General features: G+C 69.5%; 21 protein-coding genes. 17 read left to right on the forward strand and 4 right to left on the reverse strand.

The window, feature by feature from the left end; all coding sequences use genetic code 11:
• Positions 1-4: 4 nt before the first annotated feature.
• Positions 5-1,189 (reverse strand): redox-regulated ATPase YchF, encoded by a 1,185-nt coding sequence (locus tag IEX91_RS06950; protein ID WP_188877960.1) that lies wholly within the window; start codon positions 1,187-1,189, stop codon positions 5-7.
• A gap of 113 nt (positions 1,190-1,302) precedes the next feature.
• Here IEX91_RS06950 and IEX91_RS06955 point away from each other — a divergent pair, with 113 nt between their 5' ends.
• The 4 genes from IEX91_RS06955 to IEX91_RS06965 all read left to right on the forward strand — a co-directional run bounded on the left by IEX91_RS06955 (position 1,303) and on the right by IEX91_RS06965 (position 4,179).
• A complete protein-coding gene (locus IEX91_RS06955) occupies positions 1,303-1,923 on the forward strand; it encodes a rhodanese-like domain-containing protein (RefSeq protein WP_188877961.1) in 621 nt (206 codons plus the stop codon).
• Between the two features lie 39 nt (positions 1,924-1,962).
• Complete coding sequence (locus IEX91_RS16495; protein ID WP_268238678.1) at positions 1,963-2,091, forward strand: hypothetical protein; 129 nt, start codon at positions 1,963-1,965, stop codon at positions 2,089-2,091.
• A 62-nt stretch (positions 2,092-2,153) separates the two neighbouring features.
• Positions 2,154-3,491 (forward strand): GTPase, encoded by a 1,338-nt coding sequence (locus tag IEX91_RS06960; protein ID WP_188877962.1) that lies wholly within the window; start codon positions 2,154-2,156, stop codon positions 3,489-3,491.
• 49 nt (positions 3,492-3,540) lie between these two features.
• The gene (locus tag IEX91_RS06965) at positions 3,541-4,179 is read left to right on the forward strand and encodes a helix-turn-helix domain-containing protein (RefSeq protein ID WP_188877964.1); all 639 of its coding nucleotides are present in this window, start codon (positions 3,541-3,543) and stop codon (positions 4,177-4,179) included.
• Between the two features lie 30 nt (positions 4,180-4,209).
• Here IEX91_RS06965 and IEX91_RS06970 read toward each other — a convergent pair whose 3' ends face one another.
• Positions 4,210-4,893: a YqjF family protein gene (locus IEX91_RS06970; RefSeq protein ID WP_188877965.1), complete on the reverse strand. Its 684-nt coding sequence runs from the start codon at positions 4,891-4,893 to the stop codon at positions 4,210-4,212.
• Between the two features lie 91 nt (positions 4,894-4,984).
• Here IEX91_RS06970 and IEX91_RS06975 point away from each other — a divergent pair, with 91 nt between their 5' ends.
• The 8 genes from IEX91_RS06975 (at position 4,985) to IEX91_RS07010 (ending at position 13,875) form a co-directional block, all read left to right on the forward strand.
• On the forward strand, positions 4,985-5,851 hold the full coding sequence (locus IEX91_RS06975) for a ZIP family metal transporter (protein ID WP_188877967.1): 867 nt from the start codon (positions 4,985-4,987) through the stop codon (positions 5,849-5,851).
• Between the two features lie 94 nt (positions 5,852-5,945).
• A complete protein-coding gene (locus IEX91_RS06980; protein WP_188877969.1) occupies positions 5,946-7,148 on the forward strand; it encodes a LeuA family protein in 1,203 nt (400 codons plus the stop codon).
• Positions 7,149-7,384: 236 nt separating this feature from the next.
• A complete protein-coding gene (gene ilvB / locus IEX91_RS06985) occupies positions 7,385-9,115 on the forward strand; it encodes a biosynthetic-type acetolactate synthase large subunit (protein ID WP_188877971.1) in 1,731 nt (576 codons plus the stop codon).
• Between the two features lie 37 nt (positions 9,116-9,152).
• On the forward strand, positions 9,153-9,764 hold the full coding sequence (ilvN, locus tag IEX91_RS06990) for an acetolactate synthase small subunit (protein ID WP_188877972.1): 612 nt from the start codon (positions 9,153-9,155) through the stop codon (positions 9,762-9,764).
• A complete protein-coding gene (gene ilvC, locus IEX91_RS06995) occupies positions 9,757-10,812 on the forward strand; it encodes a ketol-acid reductoisomerase (RefSeq protein WP_188877974.1) in 1,056 nt (351 codons plus the stop codon). The genes ilvN and ilvC overlap by 8 nt, the downstream gene beginning before the upstream one ends.
• Positions 10,813-10,845: 33 nt before the next feature.
• Positions 10,846-12,267 (forward strand): 3-isopropylmalate dehydratase large subunit, encoded by a 1,422-nt coding sequence (gene leuC, locus IEX91_RS07000; protein ID WP_188877975.1) that lies wholly within the window; start codon positions 10,846-10,848, stop codon positions 12,265-12,267.
• On the forward strand, positions 12,264-12,914 hold the full coding sequence (leuD, locus tag IEX91_RS07005; RefSeq protein ID WP_188877976.1) for a 3-isopropylmalate dehydratase small subunit: 651 nt from the start codon (positions 12,264-12,266) through the stop codon (positions 12,912-12,914). The genes leuC and leuD overlap by 4 nt, the downstream gene beginning before the upstream one ends.
• Complete coding sequence (locus tag IEX91_RS07010; RefSeq protein ID WP_188877977.1) at positions 12,907-13,875, forward strand: isocitrate/isopropylmalate dehydrogenase family protein; 969 nt, start codon at positions 12,907-12,909, stop codon at positions 13,873-13,875. Before leuD ends, IEX91_RS07010 begins: the two co-directional genes overlap by 8 nt.
• 16 nt (positions 13,876-13,891) lie before the next feature.
• On the opposite strand, the gene IEX91_RS07015 is transcribed toward IEX91_RS07010, so the two are convergent.
• A complete protein-coding gene (locus tag IEX91_RS07015) occupies positions 13,892-14,773 on the reverse strand; it encodes a homoserine kinase (protein WP_188877978.1) in 882 nt (293 codons plus the stop codon).
• Positions 14,774-15,153: 380 nt separating this feature from the next.
• Here IEX91_RS07015 and IEX91_RS07020 point away from each other — a divergent pair, with 380 nt between their 5' ends.
• A complete protein-coding gene (locus IEX91_RS07020) occupies positions 15,154-16,467 on the forward strand; it encodes an NAD(P)/FAD-dependent oxidoreductase (protein WP_188877979.1) in 1,314 nt (437 codons plus the stop codon).
• Between the two features lie 42 nt (positions 16,468-16,509).
• Here the strand turns inward: IEX91_RS07020 and IEX91_RS07025 are convergent, their stop codons facing one another.
• A complete protein-coding gene (locus IEX91_RS07025; protein WP_188877981.1) occupies positions 16,510-17,091 on the reverse strand; it encodes a DUF6149 family protein in 582 nt (193 codons plus the stop codon).
• A gap of 129 nt (positions 17,092-17,220) precedes the next feature.
• Here IEX91_RS07025 and IEX91_RS07030 point away from each other — a divergent pair, with 129 nt between their 5' ends.
• The 4 genes from IEX91_RS07030 (at position 17,221) to carB (ending at position 23,032) form a co-directional block, all read left to right on the forward strand.
• Positions 17,221-18,465 (forward strand): NAD(P)/FAD-dependent oxidoreductase, encoded by a 1,245-nt coding sequence (locus IEX91_RS07030; RefSeq protein ID WP_188877982.1) that lies wholly within the window; start codon positions 17,221-17,223, stop codon positions 18,463-18,465.
• Between the two features lie 173 nt (positions 18,466-18,638).
• The gene (locus IEX91_RS07035; RefSeq protein WP_188877984.1) at positions 18,639-19,058 is read left to right on the forward strand and encodes a DUF7124 domain-containing protein; all 420 of its coding nucleotides are present in this window, start codon (positions 18,639-18,641) and stop codon (positions 19,056-19,058) included.
• Complete coding sequence (locus IEX91_RS07040; RefSeq protein WP_229772820.1) at positions 19,059-19,649, forward strand: DUF5815 family protein; 591 nt, start codon at positions 19,059-19,061, stop codon at positions 19,647-19,649.
• Between the two features lie 140 nt (positions 19,650-19,789).
• Positions 19,790-23,032, forward strand: a complete 3,243-nt coding sequence (gene carB / locus IEX91_RS07045) for a carbamoyl-phosphate synthase large subunit (RefSeq protein WP_188877985.1) — start codon at positions 19,790-19,792, stop codon at positions 23,030-23,032.
• The last annotated feature ends 63 nt before the right edge of the window (positions 23,033-23,095 follow it).

Here is a 23,095-nt window from a genome sequence, read left to right on the forward strand (position 1 = left end):
GCGTTCAGTTCGTCGTGACGACCTCGACGACGGCGTTGTGTTCGAGCACCGTGTCCTTGCCGAGCTGGCGCTTCGAGCGACAATCGATCCCGTGCAGGAAGCCCTCGCCGATGTCCGAGTGGATGTGGTAGGCGAAGTCCTCCGCCGTCGCGTCCTCCGGGAGGAGGAAGACGTCCGGGAACGGCCCCTGCGTCCAGTTGAGCCCGGCGTCGCCCGTGAAGACCGCCTTCAGTCCGAGCTCCTCGAACAGCGCGGTCTCCAGGGCCTCCTGGACGCCCGTCCCGCCGAACTCGGTCACGAACTCGCGGATCTCCTCCAAGCCCGCCTCCTGCCCCTCGCTGAGGTCGGCGACGATCTCGAAGTCGCCGTCGCCGGGCACGTAGTCGACGACGCCCTGCTCGGCCGCGTTCTTCAGCGCCTTCTCGGCGTGCACGCTACACGGGACGATGGTGACGTCCTCGTACTCGGGATCGTTCGTGATCTCCTCGTAGTTCGCCTGCCCCTCGGGCGTGTCGAGTTTGTTCGCGGCGACGACCATCGGCTTCGTCCGCTCGCGGATCGCCCGCGCGAGTTCGAGTTCGTCGTCGTCGTCCCACGTCTCGGGATCGAGTTCGAGGCCCTCGCTCAGGATGATCTGTTTGATCTCGTCCTTGTTGGTGCCGAAGGCGCTCATCTGTTCGGCGAGTTCGACCTCCAGTTCGACCTCCGTGGTGTGGGCCGTCTCGAAGCGCTCGATTCCCTTTCGGAGGATACCGAGGTACCACTGATCGAGCTCCGCTTCGAGGAAGTCGATGTCCTCGCGGGGGTCGTGACCCTCGGTGGGCTCGCCCTCGGGGTCGGTCTTCCCGGAGAAGTCGACGATGTGGACGAGGACGTCCGCCTCGTTGAGGTCCGTGAGGAACTGGTTGCCGAGGCCCTTCCCCTCGTGTGCGCCCGGGATGAGGCCGGCGACGTCGACGAGCTTCGTCGGGACGAAGCGCTTCCCGTCTTCGCAGTAGCCCGTGTTCGGCGCACAGGACTCGTCGAACTCGGGGGCCGCGCAGTCCGTGCGGACGTATGCCTCGCCGACCGCGGGGTCGATCGTCGTGAACGGGTACGCCCCCTCGGGCACGTCGTTCATCGTCGCCGCGTTGAAGAACGAGGACTTCCCCACGGAGGGTTTCCCCACCAGTCCGATCTTGTAGCTCATTAGGCACTCGAAGACTACCGCGGCCTAAATGGTCTTCTGAAGGGCGGTAGCGTGCCACGCTGTCGCACGTGCGGTCCCGAAACTTTTCGGTTCCGTCCTTCCTGAGCCGACGTATGGACCGACGCGACTACCTCGCCGCCCTGGGCGTCGCCGGTCTCGCCGGTCTCGCCGGCTGCAGCGCGCTCTCCGGACGCGACGGCCTCAGCGACGACCCGCCAGCGGACTGCGGGGTCCCCGAGAGCTTCGCCGCGAACCGCGGCGCCCTCCCCGCCGATGAGACGCCCGCGGACGGCATCCCGCCCGCCGTCGACGGCGACCCGCCCTCTCACGAGGTCGACCCCGACGTGTTCCCCACCGCGACCGTCGACGGCGTCGACGTTCGCCTCGCCCCCGTCGGCGTCGCGCACTACTGGTGGCGCCGCGGTGCCGCCCGGTTCGCCGACGCTCGCAGGCGCGACGCCTACGACGGCGCGCACGTCTACGGCGCCGTGTGGAGCCCCGCCGACACGACCGACGCGAGCGCCGCGTGCGACCCCATCGACTACTGGCCGGACGGCGATCGAATCGTCTGCTACGGCGGTGGAACGGACGGGTACGGGCGCCAACGCGCCGCCGCGCTCGCCGCCGCCGACTACGACGAGGTGTACGCGATCCGCCACGGCTTCCCGACGTGGCGCCGCGCCGGCCATCCGGTCGCGGGTCGCGACGTCGATCCGGCCGACACTACCGGGTGAGCCCGCGGACTTTTTGCCGTTCCCCGCGCACCTCGGACCGTGAGCGATCACCCGATACCGAAGGGCGTGAGCCGGGAGACCCTCTGTACTGTCGTCGCCGGCTGGTACGCCGCCGGCGCGAGCGAGGGGGCGACGCGATCGCGGCCGAGCAGGCCGGCGATACGGTGACGGTCCGACGGTGCAGCGACGCGGCGGACACGCTTTTGCGCGGTGCGTGACAATCCCGACGCATGAGCGAACGCATCGTCGTGATGGGTGCGGCCGGCCGCGACTTCCACGACTACGTCGCCGCCCTCCGGGACGACCCCGACCGGCGCGTCGTCGCGTTCACGCGCGCCCCGGGGCAGAACTTCGGCGAGACCGACGCGGGCGGATACGAGGCCTTCCCCGCCGAACTCACGCCCGACGGCCGCGGCTCGATCCCGATCGTCTCCGAGGCCGATCTCGAAGACGCGATCGCCGAGCACGACGCCGGAACGGTCCTGTTCGCGTACTCGGACGTCGCCCACGAGGACGTGATGCACGCGGCCTCGCGCGCGCTCGCCGCCGGCGCGGACTTCGGGATGCTCGGCCCCGACAGCGTCCAACTCGACGTCGATGTCCCCGTCGTCGCCGTGAACGCCGTCCGCACGGGCTGCGGGAAGTCCGCCGTCGCGCGGGCGTTCGCGGACGAGCTCGACGCCCGGGGGTTCGACGTCGCCGTCGTCCGCGAGCCGATGCCGTACGGCGACCTCGCTGAAAAGCGCGTCGAGCGGTTCGCGGACGCGAGCGATCTCGACGGACTCACCGTCGAGGAACGCGAGGAGTACGCGGACCACGTCGCGGCGGGCCACGCCGTCTACGCGGGCGTCGACTACCGGGCGGTGTTCGACCGGGCGAGCGACGAGGCGGACGTGCTCGTCTGGGACGGCGGGAACAACGAACTCGCGTTCGCCCGCCCGGATCACCACCTCGTGCTCGTCGACGCGCTCCGACCCGAGCACGGCGAGCGCTACCACCCGGGCGAGGCGAACCTCCGGCGCGCCGACGCGGTCCTCGTGACGAAGGAGAACGCGGCGAGCGACGCCCAGATCGAGGCGGCGACCGACTCGGCGGCGCGCCTCGCGCCGACCGACGCGCCGATCCACCACGCCGACTCGGTCGTGCGCGCGGACGACCCGGACGCGATCGCCGGCCGTGACGCCCTCGTCGTCGAGGACGGCCCGACGCTCACGCACGGCGGCACCTCGCACGGTGCGGGCTACGCCGCCGCCCGGGACGCCGGCGCGGCGTCGATACTCGACCCCGAACCGCACGCCGTCGGTCAGATCGCGGACGTCTTCGCGTCGTACGATCACCTCGATCGGGTGCTCCCGGCGATGGGGTATAGCGAGGCCCAACTCGCGGACCTCGAGGCGACGATCGACGCCGTCGATCCGGACGTCGTCGTCGCGGGGACGCCCGTCGACCTCGACGCGGTCGTGGACGTCGACGCGCCCGTCGTCCGCGCGCGCTACGAGATCGAGTGCCGCGACGCGACGCCCGCGTCGCTCCTCGACGCGGGACTCGGCGGCGCTCTCGATTTCTGACCGAGTCGCGGGTAGGTTTATAGCGCATCGCCGGCTAGGTCCGGACAGGATGAGCGTCGTTCTGACGTTCACCATTCCGGGGAGCCAGTTCGCGCTCGGCCGCGCGATGCCGGAAGGGGGGATACGAGCAGAGCTCGACCGCGTCGTACCGCTAGCCGCAGACACGCCGCCGTTCCTCTGGGCGCACGCCGGCGGAGACGCGCTCGACGACTTCCAGACGCGTCTCGCCGGGGACCCGGACGTCGCCAGCGTGGAGACCGTCGACGCCTTCGACGACCAGCGCCTCTACCGCGTCGACTGGGCCGCCTCGGGGACCGGGGTCCTCTCGCACCTCCGCCGGACGTCGGCGAGCCTGAGCGGTGCGACCGGTACCCGCGACGCGTGGGAGTTCACCGCCCGGTTCCCCTCGCGGGAGGCCCTCTCGGAGTTCCACGACGCCTGCCGCGAGGCCGAGTTCGACCTGACGGTGACCGGCGTCGCACCCCTCGACCCGCTCGACGAGCCCGACGACGGCCTCACGGCGAACCAGCGCGAGACCCTCCGCCGCGCCCACGAGGCCGGTTTCTACGACATCCCCCGGGGGACGACGACGGTCGACCTCGCGGCCGATCTGGGCATCTCCGATCAGTCCCTCTCCGAGCGCCTCCGCCGCGCGCACGCCGCGCTCGTCGAACGGACGCTCCTGTAGCGGTGTGGCGTCCCCGCCGGCGCTGGGCGCTCAGACGCGCTTCGGGGCGTGCGCGGCCACTTCGACGCCGGGGCTGTACGCGACGTGGGGATCGCGGTCCGGCGTCTCGAAGCCGTTGACGGTGAAGAGGTCGTTCTCGCGGACGTCGTACGTCGCCTCCTGCACCCGCCACGGCTCGTGCTCGATCTCGCCGCGGAGCAGGGTCCCGCGCCCCTCGACGTAGAAGCGATAGCGTTCGAGGAGGAACTCCGTGAGCGATCCCGGCTCCGCGGGCTCGGGATCGCCAATCGGGGTGTAGTCGGCGTCGAACTCGCAGGGCGGGACGCCGGTGTGGGTGCGCTCGCTCTCGAACTCGACGGTATCGCCGCGTTTGACGATCCGCTGACTGGCGTCGTAGTACGGGAGTCGGAAGGTCGCGCGCGCGATGGCGACGCCGAGGCGGTCGGTGGCGTCGAGGTTGTAGAAGTAGATGCCGGGCCCGGCGTCGCCCGTGACGTACGTCCGGAGGTTCAGCTCGCCGAAGGTGGGACCGACGAACCGAGGGAACTTGTAGGGGCGGACGTCGCCCATCACGAAGGGGACGACGGAGAGGTAGGCGTCCCCGTCGTAGGTGTCGACGGCGACGCCGTCGGGAAGCGTCGCGGCGACGACGTCGGGATCGACGGCGTACGAGGCGACACACACGTCGCGCCAGTCCATCGAGATGACTCGCATACGCGCGTTTCGACCCGGTGCTCCTTCGTCGTGCCGGCCGTTACCGCGGCCACCGACAGCGTTATTAACTCTATGGGTGGATTTAGTAATCGTGCCGAGTACCCTCTCCGTTCGTTCCGTCCGCCGCCCCGCAGTCGCCCTCGGGGCCGTCGCCGTCGTCCTCCTGTGCGTGCTCTCCGCCGTCGCGCTCGCGGCCGGCCGCGGCGGCAAGGTCGTCGGGATCGGCTGGGTCGCGTTCGCCGCGATGTCCGGCGGGGCGCTCCTCGGTGAGCGCGCGCACGACGGAAGCGCCCGCGGCCTCGTCTGGGGCTACGGGCTCGCCAGCGGCGCGATGGTGACGAGCGCCGCGGTCTTCCTCGTTCCGCAGGCCGTCGGCTACCAGCCGAAGCTCGCCGGCTTCGGGCTCGCGGCCGGCGTCGTCGCCGGCTTCGGCGCTCACACCATCGGCCACCGGCTCTCCCACCGACGGCTTCCGATCGACCGCACGGCGGCGCAGCTCACCGCGCACGCGCTCGCGGCCGGCGTCATCATCGGCGCCGTCTACGCCACGATGCCGGAGCTGGGCGCCGTTCTCGGGCTCGCCATCGTTTCGCACAAGGGCCCCGCGGGCTACGCGGCCGCGCGTCGCCTCCGCCTCGACGGCCGCCCGGTCACTCCCATGTTACTGCCGGCGGCGGCCGTCGGAATCGCCGCCGTCGCCGTCTCGCTCCTCCACGTCCCGCCGAACCCCGGCGTCGACGCCGTCGTCTTCGGCTTCGCCGCGGGGGTCTTCCTCCACATCGCCATGGACTTCCTCCCGGACTGCGAGGTCGGCGGTGAGATCCACGACGCGGTCACCCACGACCACGACGGTCACGACCACGCGCTCCTCGACGCCCTCCGGACGCACGCCGTCGTCAGCACGGTCATCGGCGGGGCCTGCGTCCTCGTGGCGAGCGTCGGACTCGGCGTCGTTTGAGTCGTGCCGCGGCCGGCGACGAGACGAGAGGGATATCCTTATATGGTTGGCCGAATTTGACACACGTACACGATGTCATCTAACGACATTCCCGGTGCGAGTCCGGGGGAACGGGTTCTTCCAGGGCACATTAGCCCACAATAACGACGAGATCGACGACGCACGGATTTTCGACACGACACTCCGCGACGGCGAGCAGACGCCACGCACGTCGTTCGACTACGACGACAAGCGCGAGATAGCGGCGCTGCTCGACGGGATGGGAGTCCACGTCATCGAGGCCGGCTTCCCCGCGAACTCCGAGGCGGAGTTCGAGGCCGTCCGCGATGTCGCCGAGGCGACCGACGCCACGACCTGCGGGCTGGCGCGCGTCGTCGAGTCCGACGTCGAGGCCGCCATCGACGCGGGTGTCGACATGGTGCACGTCTTCGCGTCCACCAGCGACATCCAGATCGAGGACTCGATGCACACCACCCGCGAGGAGGTCATCACTCGCTCGGTCGCCGCGGTCGAGCAGGTCGCAGACGCCGGTGTCGAAGTCATGTACTCCCCGATGGACGTCACCCGGACCGACCCCGAGTACCTCGCCGAGGTATTGGAGGCGGTCGATTCGGCGGGCGTCGATTGGGTGAACCTCCCCGACACCGTCGGGATCGCCACCCCGAGTCGGTTCGCCGACCTCGTCCAGTACGTGCGCAAGCACACGGACGCCCGGATCGACGTGCACTGTCACGACGACTTCGGGATGGCGACCGCGAACGCCGTCGAGGGGATCGTCGCCGGGGCCGATCAGGCGCAGGTGAGCGTCAACGGCATCGGCGAGCGAGCCGGGAACGCCTCCTTGGAGGAGGTCGTCATGGCCATCGAGAGCCTCTACGGCGTCGACACCGGTATCGACACGACCGGGATCGCCGAGCTCTCCGAGGTGGTCGCCGAGAAGTCCGGCGTTCCGATCCCCGACAACAAGCCCGTCGTGGGGAAGAACGCCTTCAGCCACGAGTCCGGCATCCACGCCGCGGGCGTCATCGAGAACTCGGAGACGTTCGAGCCCGGCGTGATGACCCCCGAGATGATCGGCGCGGAGCGTTCGATCGTCCTCGGGAAACACACGGGGACGAACGCGGTCCGCCAACACCTGGAGGAGGCCGGCTACGCGCCGACCGACGACGAGGTCGTGGCGGTCACCAAGCGTGTGAAGGAGCACGCCGCCGGCAAACGCCGCGTCACCACGGACGACCTCCACGAGTTCGCGGCGGACGTCGGCATCGAGCGCGAATCGGCCGAAGTGAGGGCCTGAGACGTCATGCCCTCGTTCGGCAACGCTTGCGCGGCCGGGAAGGTTCAAATAGGAGCGACGCCTACGTCCGATAACCATGCGACGACCGACCGCGCAGACCGGCCGACCCCGTGGCAGCGTCGTCGCCGCCGTCCCGACGTTCATCGTAGGGGCGTAAGCCCCCTCTCTCCTCATCCTCCCCGACCGTCAGTACCGGCCGATCGACCGACCAGCGACCGCACTACACACACCACACAATGAGCGAGAGCGAACCAGAACGAACCACTGAGCGCGAGGCGGAGACGCTACCGACGGGTGCGTCGTCCGTCGTGACCGCACTAGAGGACGCCGGCGTGACGGCCGCCTTCGGCGTGCAGGGCGGGGCGATCATGCCCATCTACGACGCGCTCTACCAGAGCGACATCCACCACGTCACGATGGCGCACGAACAGGGCGCGGCCCACGCCGCCGACGCGTACGGCGCCGTCACGGGCGAGCCGGGCGTCTGCCTGGCGACGTCCGGCCCCGGCGCCACCAACCTCGTCACCGGCATCGCCGACGCCGACATGGACTCGGAGCCGATGCTGGCCCTGACGGGGCAGGTGGCGACCGACATGGTCGGCAACGACGCCTTCCAGGAGGCGGACACGACGGGGATCACCCGTCCGGTGACGAAATCGAGCTACTTCGCGAGCGATCCGGACACCGTCGGCGACACCGTCGGTGAGGCGTTCGCGCTCGCCCGCGACGGCCGACAGGGGCCGACGCTCGTCGACCTCCCGAAGGACGTCTCGAACGCCGAGGACGTCGCGCGCCCCGGTCCCGCGGAGGGGCCGGAGACGCACGTCGTCCCCGACGAGGCTGACGCTGAGGAGGTGAGCCGCGCCGCGCACGCGCTCGCCGACGCGGAGCGACCCGCGATCCTCGCCGGCGGCGGCGTCATCAAGGGCGAGGCGACCGACGAGCTGCGGCAGTTCGCCATCGACCACGGCATCCCGGTCATCACGACGATGCCGGGCGTCGGCGCCTTCGACGAGACCCACGACCTCGCCATGGAGATGGCGGGCATGCACGGCACCGGCTACGCGAACATGGCGATCACGCACTGCGACGTGCTACTCGGCGTCGGCACGCGCTTCGACGATCGCCTCACCGGCGGCGTCGACACGTTCGCGCCCGAGGCCGAGGTCATCCACGTCGACATCGACGCCTCGGAGATCTCGAAGAACGTCCACGCGGACTACCCGCTCGTCGGCGACGCGAGCACGGTGTTGCGCCAGCTCGACGACGCGCTGCCGCGCGCCCCGGACGCTGAGGGGTGGCGCGACCAGTGTCGTCACTGGAAAGAGGAGTACCCCATGGACTACGACGCCCCCGAGGACGAACCGCTCAAGCCCCAGTTCGTCGTCGAGGCCTTCGACGAGGCGACGGACGCCGACGCCATCGTCACGACGGGCGTCGGCCAACACCAGATGTGGGCCGTCCAGTACTGGACGTTCACCGAGCCCCGGACGTGGATCTCCAGTCACGGCCTCGGGACGATGGGGTACGGCCTCCCCGCCGCCATCGGCGCGAAGGTCGCCGCCCCCGACCAAGAGGTCGTCTGCTTCGACGGCGACGGCTCCTTCCTGATGACCGTCCAAGGGCTCTCCGTCGCGGTCCGCGAGAACCTCGACCTGACGGTCTGCGTGCTGAACAACGAGGCAGTCGGGATGGTCCGACAGTGGCAGGACGCCTTCTTCGAGGGCCGCCGGATGGCCTCCGAGTACCCGTGGGGGCCGGACTTCGCTACGCTCGCCGAAGCGTTCGGCGCGGAGGGCTTCACGCTCGACGACTACGACGACGTCGCGGACACGATCGCGGCCGCGCGCGACTACGACGGCCCGAGCGTCATCGACTGTCACATCGACCCCCGAGAGGACGTCTACCCGATGGTCGCGAGCGGCGGCGCGAACGGTCGCTTCGCCCTGCAGGAGGAGCACCTATGAGCACGACGTACACCGACTCGACCGGAGGTAAGCGGCGATGACCGGTGAACTCCCCGGGCCCGCGCCCGAGGAGCGCCCGCACCCGTCGGGCCGCCGGAACAAACAGGGCATCCGCATCGACCCGCAGGCGGAGGCCGAACCCGAGGTCAGACGCGAGGTGCTGTCGGCGCTCGTCGATCACGAGCCCGGCGTCCTCGCCGAGGTCTCCGGGCTGTTCGCGCGCCGCCAGTTCAACATCGAGAGCCTCACGGTCGGCCCGACGGCCGCCGAGGGGCTCGCGCGCATGACTATCGTCGTCGAGGAGACCGACCCCGGCGTCGAGCAGGTCAAGCGCCAGCTGCGAAAGCTCGTCCCCGTCCACGCGGTTCGCGAGCTCGATGCCGCGACCGAGCGCGAGCTCGCGCTCATCAAGGTCGGCGACGACGACCCGGCGGGCGTCGCGGCCGTCGCGGAGATGTACGGCGGCGAGGCCGTCGAGGCCGGCCCCGAGGTCGTGACGGTCGAGCTGACCGGCACGGAAGCAGAGATCGACGCCGCGGTCGAGGCGTTCGAACGATTCGGCGTGCGCGAGGTCGCCCGCACGGGCACCGCCGCGCTCGCCGGCGGCACCGAGTTCACCGCATACGACGACACTACTACCGATGACTGACGACACAGAGTTCACCCAGCCCGTATATCACGAAGAAGACACGAACGCGGAGTACATCGCGGACAAGACCGTCGCCGTCCTCGGCTACGGCAGTCAGGGCCACGCCCACGCCCAGAACCTCCACGAGTCCGGCGTCGACGTCGTCGTCGGCCTCCGCGAGGGCTCCGCCTCCCGGAGCGCCGCCGAGGATGACGGCCTGCGCGTCGCGACGCCCGTCGAGGCCGCCGCCGAGGCCGACGTCGTGAGTATCCTCGTCCCCGACACCGTCCAGCCCGCCGTCTACGACCAGATCGAGGACGAACTCGAGGCCGGCGACACCCTCCAGTTCGCGCACGGCTTTAACATCCACTACGGCCAGATCGAACCGAAAGGAGGCATCGACGTGACGATGGTCGCGCCGAAGTCCCCGGGCCACCTCGTCCGCCGGAACTACGAGGCCGGCGAAGGCACGCCCGGCCTCGTCGCCGTCTACCAGGACGAGACGGGCGACGCGAAGGGGGAAGCGCTCGCGTACGCGAGCGCCATCGGCTGCGCGCGAGCCGGTGTCATCGAGACGACGTTCCGCGAGGAGACCGAGACCGACCTCTTCGGCGAGCAGGCCGTCCTCTGCGGGGGGGCGACCGCGCTCGTCAAGCAGGGCTACGAGGTCCTCGTGGACGCGGGCTACAGCCCCGAGATGGCGTACTTCGAGGTACTGAACGAGCTGAAGCTCATCGTCGACCTGATGTACGAGGGCGGGCTGACGGAGATGTGGGACTCCGTCTCCGACACCGCCGAGTACGGCGGGCTGACGCAGGGCCCCGTCGTCGTCGACGAGACAGCTCGCGAGAATATGGAGGAGGTCCTCGAGCAGGTCCAGAACGGCGAGTTCGCCCAGGAGTGGATCACCGAGAACCAGGCCAACCGGCCGAAGTACAAGCAGCTTCGCGCCCGCGAGGAGAACCACGACATCGAGGAGGTCGGCGAACGCCTCCGCGAGCTCTTCGCGTGGGCCGAGGAGGAGTCCGAGGACGAAGAGGAGGTCGCCGAGGTGTCTGCGGATGACTGAGGCCACGACGGCCGTCCCGACGGAGGGGCGCGTATGAGCGAGGGCACGCTCTACGACAAGGTCTGGGACGAGCACACCGTCACGACGCTCCCGACGGGCCAGACCCAGCTCTTCGTCGGCCTCCACCTCATCCACGAGGTGACGAGCCCGCAGGCGTTCGGGATGCTGCGCGAGCGCGACATCGACGTCGCCTACCCCGAGTTGACGCACGCGACCGTCGACCACATCGTCCCGACGGACGACCGCTCGCGGCCGTTCAAGAACGACGCCGCCGAGCGGATGATGGAGGAACTCGAGGAGAACGTCCGGGACGCCGGCATCGAGTTCGACGACCCGACGACGGGCAACCAGGGGATCGTCCACGTCATCGGGCCGGAGCAGGGCATCACGACGCCCGGCAAGACCATCGTCTGTGGCGACTCGCACACGGCGACGCACGGCGCGTTCGGCGCCGTCGCGTTCGGCATCGGCACCTCGCAGATTCGGGACGTCCTCGCGACGCAGTGTATCGCGATGGAGAAGCAGAAGGTCCGACGCATCGAGGTCGAGGGCGAACTCGGCCCCGGCGTCGAGGCGAAGGACATCATCCTCGAGATCATCCGCCGACTCGGAACCGACGGCGGTGTCGGCTACGTCTACGAGTACGGCGGCGAGGCCATCGAGAACCTCGGGATGGAGGGCCGCATGTCCATCTGCAACATGTCCATCGAGGGCGGCGCGCGCGCCGGCTACGTCAACCCCGACGAGACCACCTACGAGTGGCTCGCGGAGACCGACGAGTACGCCGACGACCCCGAGAAGTTCGAGCGCCACAAGGAGTACTGGGAGTCCATCCGCACGGACGAGACGGCGGAGTACGACGACGTCGTCACCATCGACGCCTCCGACCTCGAACCGGTCGTCACGTGGGGGACCACGCCCGGACAGGGGATCGGTATCACCGACCCCATCCCGGACCCCGAGGAGATGGAGTCCGGCGACGCGGACGTCGCGCGACGCGCGCAGGAGCACATGCGCGTCGAACCCGGCGAGACGATGGCGGGCTACGACATCGACGTTGCCTTCCTCGGCTCGTGTACGAACGCCCGCCTCCCGGACCTCCGCGCGGCCGCGAAGGTCGTCGAGGGCCGCGAGGTCGACGACGACGTGCGCGCGTTCGTCGTCCCCGGCAGCCAGCGCGTGAAGGCTGCCGCGGAGGCCGAGGGCCTCGACGAGATCTTCACGGAGGCCGGCTTCGACTGGCGCGACGCCGGCTGTTCGATGTGTCTCGGGATGAACGACGACCAACTGCAGGGCGATGAGGCCTGCGCGTCGTCGTCGAACCGGAACTTCATCGGCCGGCAGGGCTCGAAGGACGGCCGTACCGTCCTGATGAACCCGCGCATGGTCGCCGCCGCCGCCGTCACCGGGGAAGTGACTGACGTCCGCGAGATGGCGGGGGTGACCCTGGCGTGAGCGACGTCGAGGAGGGGCCCGCCGACACCGTCGAGGAAGTGACGGGGACCGGCATTCCGATCCGCGGGAACGACATCGACACGGACCAGATCATCCCGGCGCGCTTCATGAAGGTCGTCACGTTCGACGGCCTCGGCGAGTACGCCTTCTTCGATCAGCGCTTCGACGACGAGGACAACCAGAAGAACCACCCGTTCAACGAGGAGCGCTTCCAGGGCGCGAACGTCCTCGTGGTGAACTCGAACTTCGGCTGTGGATCCTCGCGCGAGCACGCCCCGCAGGCGCTGATGCGCTGGGGGATCGACGCGATCGTCGGGGAGTCCTTCGCGGAGATCTTCGCCGGCAACTGCCTCGCGCTCGGGATCCCGACGCTGACCGCGGATCACGAGTCGATCAACGCCCTCCAGCAGTGGGTGGACGATCACCCGGACGAGGAGCTCCACGTCGACGTCGTGCGCGAAACGGTCGAGTACGGCAGCAACGAGCTGAACGCGACCGTCGATAAGGCCCAGCACAAGGCGCTCGTCGAAGGCGTCTGGGACACGACGGCGCTGATGGAGGCGAACGCGGCCGCGACGCGTGACGTCGCGGAGTCCCTCCCGTACATCGAGTCCGAATCGCTCCCCCGGGTGGAGTCGGATGACTGAGGAGATCGTCGTCATCCCCGGCGACGGCATCGGCCAGGAGGTCGTTCCCGCCGCGGTCGACGTCCTGCAGGCCACGGGCGTCGACTTCGAGTTCGTCGAGGCCACCGCGGGCGATCACGTCGCCGAGGAGGGCGGCGATCCGCTTCCCGAGGAGACGCGCGACCTCGCCGCGAACGCCGACGCGACGCTGTTCGGCGCGGCCGGCGAGAGCGCCGCGGACGTCATCCTCCCGCTGCGCGACGCCGTCGACTCCTTCGTGAACGTCCGGCCCGCGCGCACCTACCCGGGCGTCGACGCGCTCAAACCCGGGATGGACGTCGTCTTCCTCCGCGAGAACACGGAGGGCGTCTACGCCGGTCACGAGGCCCGACTCACGGACGACGTCTCGACGCTGACGCGCGTCGTCTCGCAGTCCGCGAGCGAGCGCCTCGCCGAGTACGCCTGCGAGTTCGCCCCCGAGGGCTTCACGGTCGCACACAAGGCGAACGTGATGCGCGAGACGGACGGCCTCTTCCGCGATACGGTCCAGCGCGTCGCCGAGGAGAACGGCGTCGAGACGGACGCGGCGCTGATGGACGCGCTCGCCATGCACCTCTGTCTGCGCCCCGAGGAGTACGAGGTCGTCGTCTGCCCGAACCTCGCGGGCGACGTCCTCTCCGACCTCTCCGCCGGCCTCGTCGGCGGCCTCGGCCTCCTCCCCTCCGCCAATATCGGCGAGGAGCGCGGGCTCTTCGAGCCCGTCCACGGCACCGCACCGGACATCGCCGGGCAGGGCGTCGCCAACCCCTGCGCGACCGTCCTCTCGGCCGCGATGCTCCTCGAATACCTCGACTACGGGGACGAAGCCGACGACGTCCGGGACGCCGTCGAGGGCGTGCTCGCGCACGGGCCGCGGACGCCCGACCTCGGCGGCGACGCCGCGACGGCGGACGTGACGAACGCCATCGTCGAGCGCCTCTAAACGCGCTTTCCGACTCTCAGCGCTCGATTATCTCCGCGCCGCGCCCCACCGAGGAGCGATAGGCGCGCGCGTCGACGCCGGCCTCTTCGAAGGCTTCGACCATCGCGGAGGCGACGGCGCGCTGACGCGAGGGGTGACACGCCGCGAGGATCGCCGGCCCCGCGCCGCTGACCGTGACGCCGGTCGCGCCCGCGTCCGCCGCGGCCGCGCAGACGTCGTCGTAGCCGTCGATGAGTCTCGCGCGCGCGGGCGTCACGACGCGCTCGTCCATCCCGCGTCCGACGAGCGCCGGGTCGTCGCGTTGCATCCCCGCCGTGAGCGTCGCGGCGCTCCCGACCGTGTGAACGACGTCCGCCATCTCGGCCGAGCGCGGGACGACGCCGCGCGCGTCGCGCGTCGACACCACGATCTCCGGGAGGCACGCCACCAGGGGGACCGTCGCGTCGATACTGAGCACGCCGTCGTCGCGGACGATCGTGAACCCGCCGAGGATCGACGGCGCGACGTTGTCCGCGTGCGCCTCCCCCGAGACCGCGGCCTCGCCCTCCGCGGCGACGCGGACGAGGTCTTCCGCCGTGTGCCCGCGTTCGTAGAGCGCGTCGAGCGCGACCGCGGCCGCCGCCGCCGACGCCGCGCTGGACCCCAGTCCCGAGGAGGGACGGACGCCCTTGTCGATGTGGATGTGCGCCGGCGCGTCGAGCTCGCGGGCGACGACGCCCGCCGTGTTCTTCGCCGGATCCTCCGGGATGTACTGCGCGCCGGCCCCCGAGACCTCGATGGTCGTCTCCTCGGCCCGTTCGACCGTGACGACGTCCGCGGGGCGGTCGAGCGCGACGCCGAACACGTCGAACCCGCTCCCGAGGTTCGCACTCGTCGCAGGCGCACGGACCGTAAGCATGCCGTGGCGTACCGTGTGGGGGCTGAAAAGCGTAGCGAACCATCTCTTTCCCGCTCGGGACGGCGAAGCCGACCGCTCGCGGCAAAAACACGGGTGAAAAAGAGCCGTCGGCCTCGCCGACGGTGAACCGCTCGCTTCGCTCGCGGACGCTAAACTCGCACGTGGACCAACCGAACCACGGAGGCTAGCGTCCGCGAGCGAGCGGCTTGGAAAGCCCGAGCGAAGCGGTTCACTCGCCGTAGGCGAGGTCAAGAGCCGACCATCGGGAGGCTCGCGGACTTTTGGCCGAGCTTTTGCAAGCGCAGGCGCGGCGAAGCCGCGCCAAGCGCTGCAAAAGGTCGTTCCGAAACCCTAACCCCGGCTCTCCCTGAATCGGTGGTATGATCGGGATCGTTGGCGGCGGGATCGCGGGGCTGGCGGCGGCGCGACGACTCCAGGCCGCGGGCCGCGAGGTGACGGTGTTCGAGGCGTCCGAGGAGGTCGGCGGGCTCGCGGCGACGTACGAGACGGGCGGAGATCGCTTGGAGAAGTTCTACCACCACCTCTCGGGCTCCGAGGAGACGATCGTCGAACTGATCGAGGAGCTGGGCCTCGGCGACGACCTGACGTGGCCGATCGGGAAGAACGCCTACTACATCGACGGAACGATCCACCCGATGGACAAGCCGTGGGAGATCCTCTCCTTTCCCTACTGGAGTCTCTACGACACGTTCCGGCTGGGGATGCTCGTCCTCGACGTCGACGTGCGCGGGGGGATCCCGACGTTCGACTCCTACGAGGACCTCCGCGAGTACGAGGACGTTCCGGTGAAGGAGTTCTGCATCGAGCACACGACGCGGAACGTCTACGAGACGTTCTTCGAGCCGCTCTTGGAGGCGAAGTTCGGCGAGCGCGCGGAGGACGTCTCGGCGGCGTGGCTGCTCGGTCGCATCAAGTTCCGCGGGGAGCGCGACCTGCTGAAGGGCGAACCCCTCGGGTATCTCCGCGGGGGATTCGGCCGCCTGCTGGACGCGCTCCTCCGGGACGTCGGGAGCGACACCGTGGAGACGAACACCCGGGTGACCGACCTCTCGTTCGGCGAAGCGGGCGTGGAGACGCTCACCGCCGAATCCGGGGACGGGACGACCGAGACGCACGAGGTCGAGTCGGTCGTCGTCGCGGCGATGCCGAACGTCCTCGAAGGACTCACGGGCTACGAGTGCGACATCGAGTTCCAGGGGACGGTCTGCTCCGTGATCTCCATGTCGGAGTCGCTCACGGACACGTACTGGCTGAACGTCGCGGACGACGCGCCCTTCGGCGCGCTGATCGAGCACACGAACTTCATCGACGAATCGCACTACGGCGGCGAACACCTCCTCTACGTCCCGAAGTACGTCCAGAGCCCCGAGGATCCCGTGTGGGCGATGGACGACGACGAGGTGGCCGACACGTGGATCGAGGGGATCGAGGCGCTGTTCCCCGACTTCGATCGCGAGTCGGTCAACTGGGTACAGACGGCGCGCAACCCCCGGACTGCGCCGATCTACGAGCGCGGCTACCTCGACATGGTGGTGCCCTACGACCTCGCAGACGACGGCGCACCGGGCGTCTACTACGCGGGGATGGCGAGCGAGGCGCAGTATCCCGAGCGCTCGCTGAACGGTGGGATCGTCGCCGGCTACGAGGTCGCCGACCGAATCACGGAGCGCTGACGGGTACCGTCGGTGGGCGCTCGGGCGCCAGTGCCGGGCCGCTCAGCGCTCGCCCGCACCGGGCGCGTCGTCGACGTCGACGCCCTCGGGTACCGCTTGGCTCCCGCGTTTCGTCTCGCCGTCGCCGTCTTCGACGTAGACGTCGTCGGCGAATCCGGCTTCGGCGTGCGGGAACTCCCCCTCCTCCAGGCGGTCGGGCGTGGCGGTGGCCTCGGGGAGTCCGCCTTCGGGGGCGAACTCACCCAGTGGGTCCTCAACGGTGATCCCGTGCGCCTCGAAGAAGTCGCGGTGGCGCTCGTAGTGGGCGTCGATCTCCTCCGGGGGGTACTCCATCATCTCCGCCCAGCCGTGGTTGTAGAAGTCGAAGGTGGCGACGACGTGCGTCATCTCGCGGGCCGTCGCCTCGTCGAACCCGTCCTGCAGGGCGGTGAGGTACATCTCGGTGCTGGCGTCGAAGAACGCTTCGAGGTGGGGGATCCGCTCCTCGCGGTACTCGGGGTCGGCCCACCCGCCGAAGACGGAGACGTGGATGTCGACGAGCTTCTCGTGGACGACGTCGCCGACGCCGGGCATCTCTAAGGCCTTCTGCGCCGCGAAGTGCGTGACGTTCTGCCGCAGCTTCATACGCGGACTATGGGATGCGACGTACAAAGACCCACCCATCGCGGTGATTCCGTGACACACAGCGGTAACGAGTGCCGGAACCGACAACGGATAGCAATCGACTTTAACCCGGAACGCACAGTGCCAGTTATGAGTCAGTCGTTCGTGATCATCGGTGACGGGGTCGCGGGGAGTTCCGCGGCGGAAACGATCCGCGAGCGCGAACCCGACGCCGACGTCACCATCCTCACCGACGAGGGCGAGGCCCTCTACAACCGCATCCTCATCAAGGAGTTCGCCAAGGGGAAACTCCCCGAGGCGCCGATCTCCATCCACGACGAGTCGTGGTACGACGAGCGCGACATCGACCTGCGGCTCAACACGCTCGTCACGGACATCGACACCGACGCTCACGTCGTCCACACGCACGAGGGCGACGACTTGGCGTACGACGCGGTGCTCGTCGCGACCGGCGGGACACCCACACAGCTCCCCGTCGAGAACAGCGACGCCGACGGCATCCACCACTTCTGGACGTTCGAGGACGCCCGTCGCATCCGGGAGCACACCGAGAAGGCGGACTCGGGCGTTATTGTCGGCGCGGGCCTCCTTGGGATCGACCTCGCGGCCATCTGTGCCGGGCAGGACATCGACGCGAAATACCTGATGCGCGGCAACCGCTGGTGGCGCTATGCCCTCAGCGAGGACGGCGCGGAGATCATCCACGACGCGCTCGCCGAGAAGGGCATCGAGCCGGTCTTCGAGTCCGGCGCGTCGGGCTTCGAGACGGACGACGACGGGCACGTCGTCGCGACGCTCGGCGGCGACGGCGGGCGCTACGAATCGGACTTCGTCGGCATCGCCATCGGCCTCAACTTCAACGTCGAGTTCCTCCAGGACACGGGCGTGACGATCGATAACGGCATCGTCGTCGACGAGTACATGCGCACCGACGCCGAGGACGTCTACGCGGCCGGCGACATCACGCGCTTCTACGACACGATCCGCGACACGCACGCGCAGAACGGCTCGTGGGGCTCCGCGAAACAGCAGGGGTCCGTCGCGGGGCACGCGATGACCGCCGACGACGTCGAGGACGACGTCGAGGCGTTCCGCTGGGTCTCCTCCTACTCCATCACGCACTTCGACTTCCCGTTCCTCTCCTTTGGCTTCCCGACGGACGGCGACGAGCACGCAGAACGGCGCTACTCGGAGACGGAGTGGCGGCGTCTCGCCTTCGAGGACGGGAAGCTCATCGGCGGCGTCCTCATCGGCGACCTCGCCCCGCAGTCGAAGTACAAACAGCTCATCCGCGCCGAGGCGGACGTCGCCGACCAATCCGACGTCCTCCTCCAGCAGAACTTCGAGCTCGAAGAGCTCGACGTCGATCTGTAGGGAGTCACGGCGAAACGCGCTTTTTTCGCGTACGCCGCCGCGCGGACGGCGCCGATGCGATCGGTGAGAGGACGCGCGACGGGATCGCCACACCGCGCGGTGTCGGCCCCGCGTGCGTGGGCGCTATCGCCCCGACCGAAGCCGTTTTCCACGCGAGCGGCCCTTTCGTACCTATGAGCATGAGCGGCGGGAGCACGGACATGACGCTCGCCTTCGAGCTGGCCGCGCTCAAGCGACTCGTGAAGCCCGGGACCGCGTTCGCCGACGCCCGACAGTGGACGGAGTACGTCGGCGTCGTGAGCGACGAACCGACGTACGTCGTCACGAACTTCACGCGCAAGCGCCGGATCAGACAGGACTTCTTCTCCGGCCCGAAGGACAAACGCGAGAGCTTGGAGAACGTAAAGAGCCAGTTCGAGACCGATCGGCACGTCTTCGTCGGCACGAGCGAGGCCGACGAGGCGCTCGCCGCCGAGACGGGATGGGAGTATCTCGCCGTCGAGGACGCCGCCGAGGCCGCCGGGTGGGAGCTCGGCGACCCCGCGGAGGCCGAGGCAGAGGGCGGCGAACCCGAACGCGACGACTGGCCGTAGATGACCGATACGGGACCGCGCGTGCCGGACGCCGGCGGCGACGGCGACCGCGGTGGATCGGGAGACGACGCCGCCCCGGACGACGGGACCGTGGCGCTCCCCTGCGGTGAGACGGTCCACCGCTCGGCGTTCGACCTCGGGATGCGCGAGTACGAGTGCGCCTGCGGCGAGCGCCACGCCGTCGTGATGGACATGCATCCGCCCTCGCGTTTCGTGCCGGAGGCCGTCGTCGACGTCCTGCGCGAGACGGTGAGCGTGGGGGAGGACGACGCCTTCGAGGCGTTCGGCACCCCCCACCTGATGGGGAGCGTGCTGGAGGAGTTCCCGGACGACGTGACCGTCGTCGACGCGACCGACGACGGGCGGGTCGGCTACGCGATGCTGTGGGCGACGGCCTTCGACGCGCGGACGCTCCACGAGCACGTCGTCGAGCTCGTCGTCGAGCTGATGGAGCACGCGGTGAGCCACGCGCGCGACGACGCCGCGCGGGGCGACTTCGAGGAGCAGATGCTCGATTTCGACGTGGCGGAGTTCGTCGAGCGCTACCGGCGAAACCGCGACTGGCGGGACGAGTACGACGCGCCCGCGTGAGGCGCACAGGGGGAAGCGCGAACGGGCGTCACGCGCGGCCCCGCCGCCGTCGCCGCTGATTACGATTTTCGAAATCCGGTTACGAGATTTGCACCGTTTCGGTTCGCTTATTACGATGTACGCACTCGTCTCCGATAGACATGAGTGACGACCGGACCGTCCTCCTCATCGGAAGCGGCCCGATACAGATCGGTCAGGCGGCAGAGTTCGACTACTCCGGCGCGCAGGCGTGTCGCGCCCTGCAGGAGGAAGGGGCCCGAGTCGTCCTCGTCAACTCCAACCCCGCCACGATCATGACGGACCCCGAGATGGCGGACGAGGTGTACATCGAACCCATCACCACCGACGCCATCGCGGAGGTCATCGCCGAAGAGGAACCCGACGGCGTGATCGCCGGCCTCGGCGGGCAGACGGGGCTGAACGTCACCGCCGAACTGGCCGAAGAGGGGGTCCTCGACGAGTACGATGTCGAGATCATGGGGACGCCCCTCGACACCATCTACGCGACGGAGGACCGCGAGCTCTTCCGCCAGCGGATGCACGACCTCGGCCAGCCGGTCGCGCGCTCGACCACCATCAGCCTCGACGAGGGCGAGAGCGTCCAGGACCTCGACGCGGACGCGCTCGGCGAGCGCGTCGAGGACGCCGTCGAATCGGTCGGCGGACTGCCGGTCATCATGCGGACCACGTACACGCTGGGCGGCTCCGGTTCCGGCGTCGTCGAGGACATGGAGGTCCTCAAAGAGCGCGTTCGCAAGGGCCTGCGCCTCTCCCGGAACGACGAGGTGCTCATCACCGAATCCATCGCCGGCTGGGTCGAACTCGAGTACGAGGTGATGCGCGACGCCGGCGACTCCACGGTCATCATCTGCAACATGGAGAACATCGACCCGATGGGCATCCACACCGGGGAGTCCACGGTCGTCACGCCGTCGCAGGTCATCCCGGACGACGGTCACCAGGAGATGCGCGACGCGGCCCTGGAGGTCATCCGCGATCTCGGTATCGAGGGCGGCTGTAACATCCAGTTCGCGTGGCGCGACGACGGCACGCCGGGCGGCGAGTATCGCGTGGTGGAGGTGAACCCGCGCGTCTCGCGCTCCTCCGCGCTCGCCTCGAAGGCGACCGGCTACCCCATCGCGCGCGTCACCGCGAAGGTCGCGCTCGGCAAGCGCCTCCACGAGATCACGAACGAGATCACGGGCGAGACGACGGCCGCCTTCGAGCCCGCGATCGACTACGTCGTCACGAAGGTGCCGCGCTGGCCCAAGGACAAGTTCGACAACGTGGACTTCACGCTCGGCACCGCGATGAAGAGCACGGGCGAGGCGATGGCGATCGGACGCACCTTCGAGGAGTCGCTGTTGAAGGCGATGCGTTCGAGCGAGTACGAACCCGATGTCGACTGGGCGAGCCTCTCGGACGACGAGCTCGCCGAGACGTACGTCGCGCGCCCGAGCCCCGATCGCCCCTACGCGATTTTCGAGGCGTTCGACCGCGGCTTCACGATCGACGAAGTCGTCGATCTCACCGGCATCGAGGAGTGGTACGTCGAGCGCTTCGCGCGGATCGCCGACGCCGCCGACGGCGCGAAAGACGGCGCGTTCACCGACGCCGCCATCGAGGGCTTCACGAACCACGAGATCACGGCGCTCGCCGGCGGGGCGTTCGACGACACGCACCCGTCGTGGTTGCCCGCGGACGTCGAGGCCGAGGCCTCCGCCGACGGGCCCGAAGCGCGCCCCGACGGCGCGGGCGTGAGCGTCGCGGACGTCGAGGCCGACGTCCCCGGGCGCACCTACAAGCAGGTCGACACCTGCGCGGGCGAGTTCGAAGCTCAGACGCCGTACTACTACTCCTCGCGCAAGCCCGAGTGGTTCAGCGGACCCTTCGAGGGCGAGTCCGCGGGCGGCGAGCTCCGCGTCGATCACGACACCGACTCGGTCGTCGTCGTCGGCGGCGGCCCCATCCGCATCGGACAGGGCGTCGAGTTCGATTACTGCTCCGTCCACGCCGTCCGCGCGCTGCGCGAGGAGGGCGTCGAGGCCCACGTCGTCAACAACAACCCGGAGACGGTCTCGACCGACTACGACACCAGCGACGGCCTGTTCTTCGAGCCGATCACCGCCGAGGAGGTCGCGGACGTCGTCGAGGCAACCGGCGCCGACGGCGTGATGGTCCAGTTCGGCGGCCAGACGTCCGTGAACGTCGCGGACGAGCTCGAAGCCGAGATCGACCGGCGCGGGCTAAGTGCAAAAATCCTCGGGACGAGCGTCGAGGCGATGGACTTAGCGGAGGACCGCGATCGCTTCAACGTCCTGATGGACGGCCTCGGAATCAGCCAGCCGGACGGCGGCACGGCGACGAGCAAAGCGGAGGCCCTCGACCTCGCGCACGATCTGGGCTACCCCGTGCTCGTCCGGCCGTCCTACGTCCTCGGCGGGCGCGCGATGGACGTCGTCCACAGCGACGCGGAGCTCGAGGGGTACATCGAGGAGGCCGTCCGGGTCGCCCCCGACAAGCCGATCCTCGTCGACGAGTTCCTCGCGGACGCCGTCGAGCTCGACGTTGACGCCGTCTCGGACGGCGAGGACGTCCTCATCGGCGGCGTAATGGAGCACGTCGAGGCCGCCGGCGTCCACAGCGGTGACTCGGCCTGCGTCATCCCGCCGCGCAACCTCGACGACGAGACGCTCGGTCGCGTCCGCGAGGTCGTCGAGGAGATCGCGCGCGCGCTCGAAACCGTCGGCCTGCTCAACGTCCAGCTCGCCGTGAAGGACGGCGAAGTCTACGTGCTGGAGGCGAACCCCCGCTCATCGCGCACCGTTCCGTTCGTCTCGAAGGCGACCGGCGTCCCCATCGCCAAGCTCGCCGCGAAGGTCATGGCGGGCGACTCGCTCGCCGACCTCGGCGTCGAGGAGGGCGTCCCCGAGCAGTTCAGCGTCAAGGAGGTCGTCCTCCCGTTCGATCGCTTCGAGGGCGCGGACCCGCGTCTCGGTCCCGAGATGAAGTCCACGGGCGAGGTCATGGGGACCGCCCGGAGCTTCGGGAAGGCCTACGAGAAGGCCCAATCCGCGGCCGGCAACCCGCTTCCCGAGGGCGGCGTCGCCGTCGTGGACTTCGACCTCGACGGCTTCGACGACTACTACGACGTCCGCGCGTTCGACGACGTTCCCGAGGCGATCCGGCAGAATGAACTCGACCTCTACGTGGGCGACGACGTCCACGCGCTCCAGACCGCCATCGAGGAGGAACTCCCCTACATCTCCACGATCGCCAGCGCCGAGGCGAGCCTCGAAGCCCTCGCCCACCGCGAGGACGACCTCGACGTCGCCTCCGTCAGCTCCCGCCCCATCACGAACACCACGTGGGGCGGCGACTGACGCCTCGCGGGCGGTACCTCGTCTCCTCCCACGACGGCTCTTTTCGCGGATCGTCCCCAGACG

The sequence above is a fragment of the Halarchaeum nitratireducens genome (assembly GCF_014647155.1).
GTDB lineage: Archaea > Halobacteriota > Halobacteria > Halobacteriales > Halobacteriaceae > Halarchaeum > Halarchaeum nitratireducens.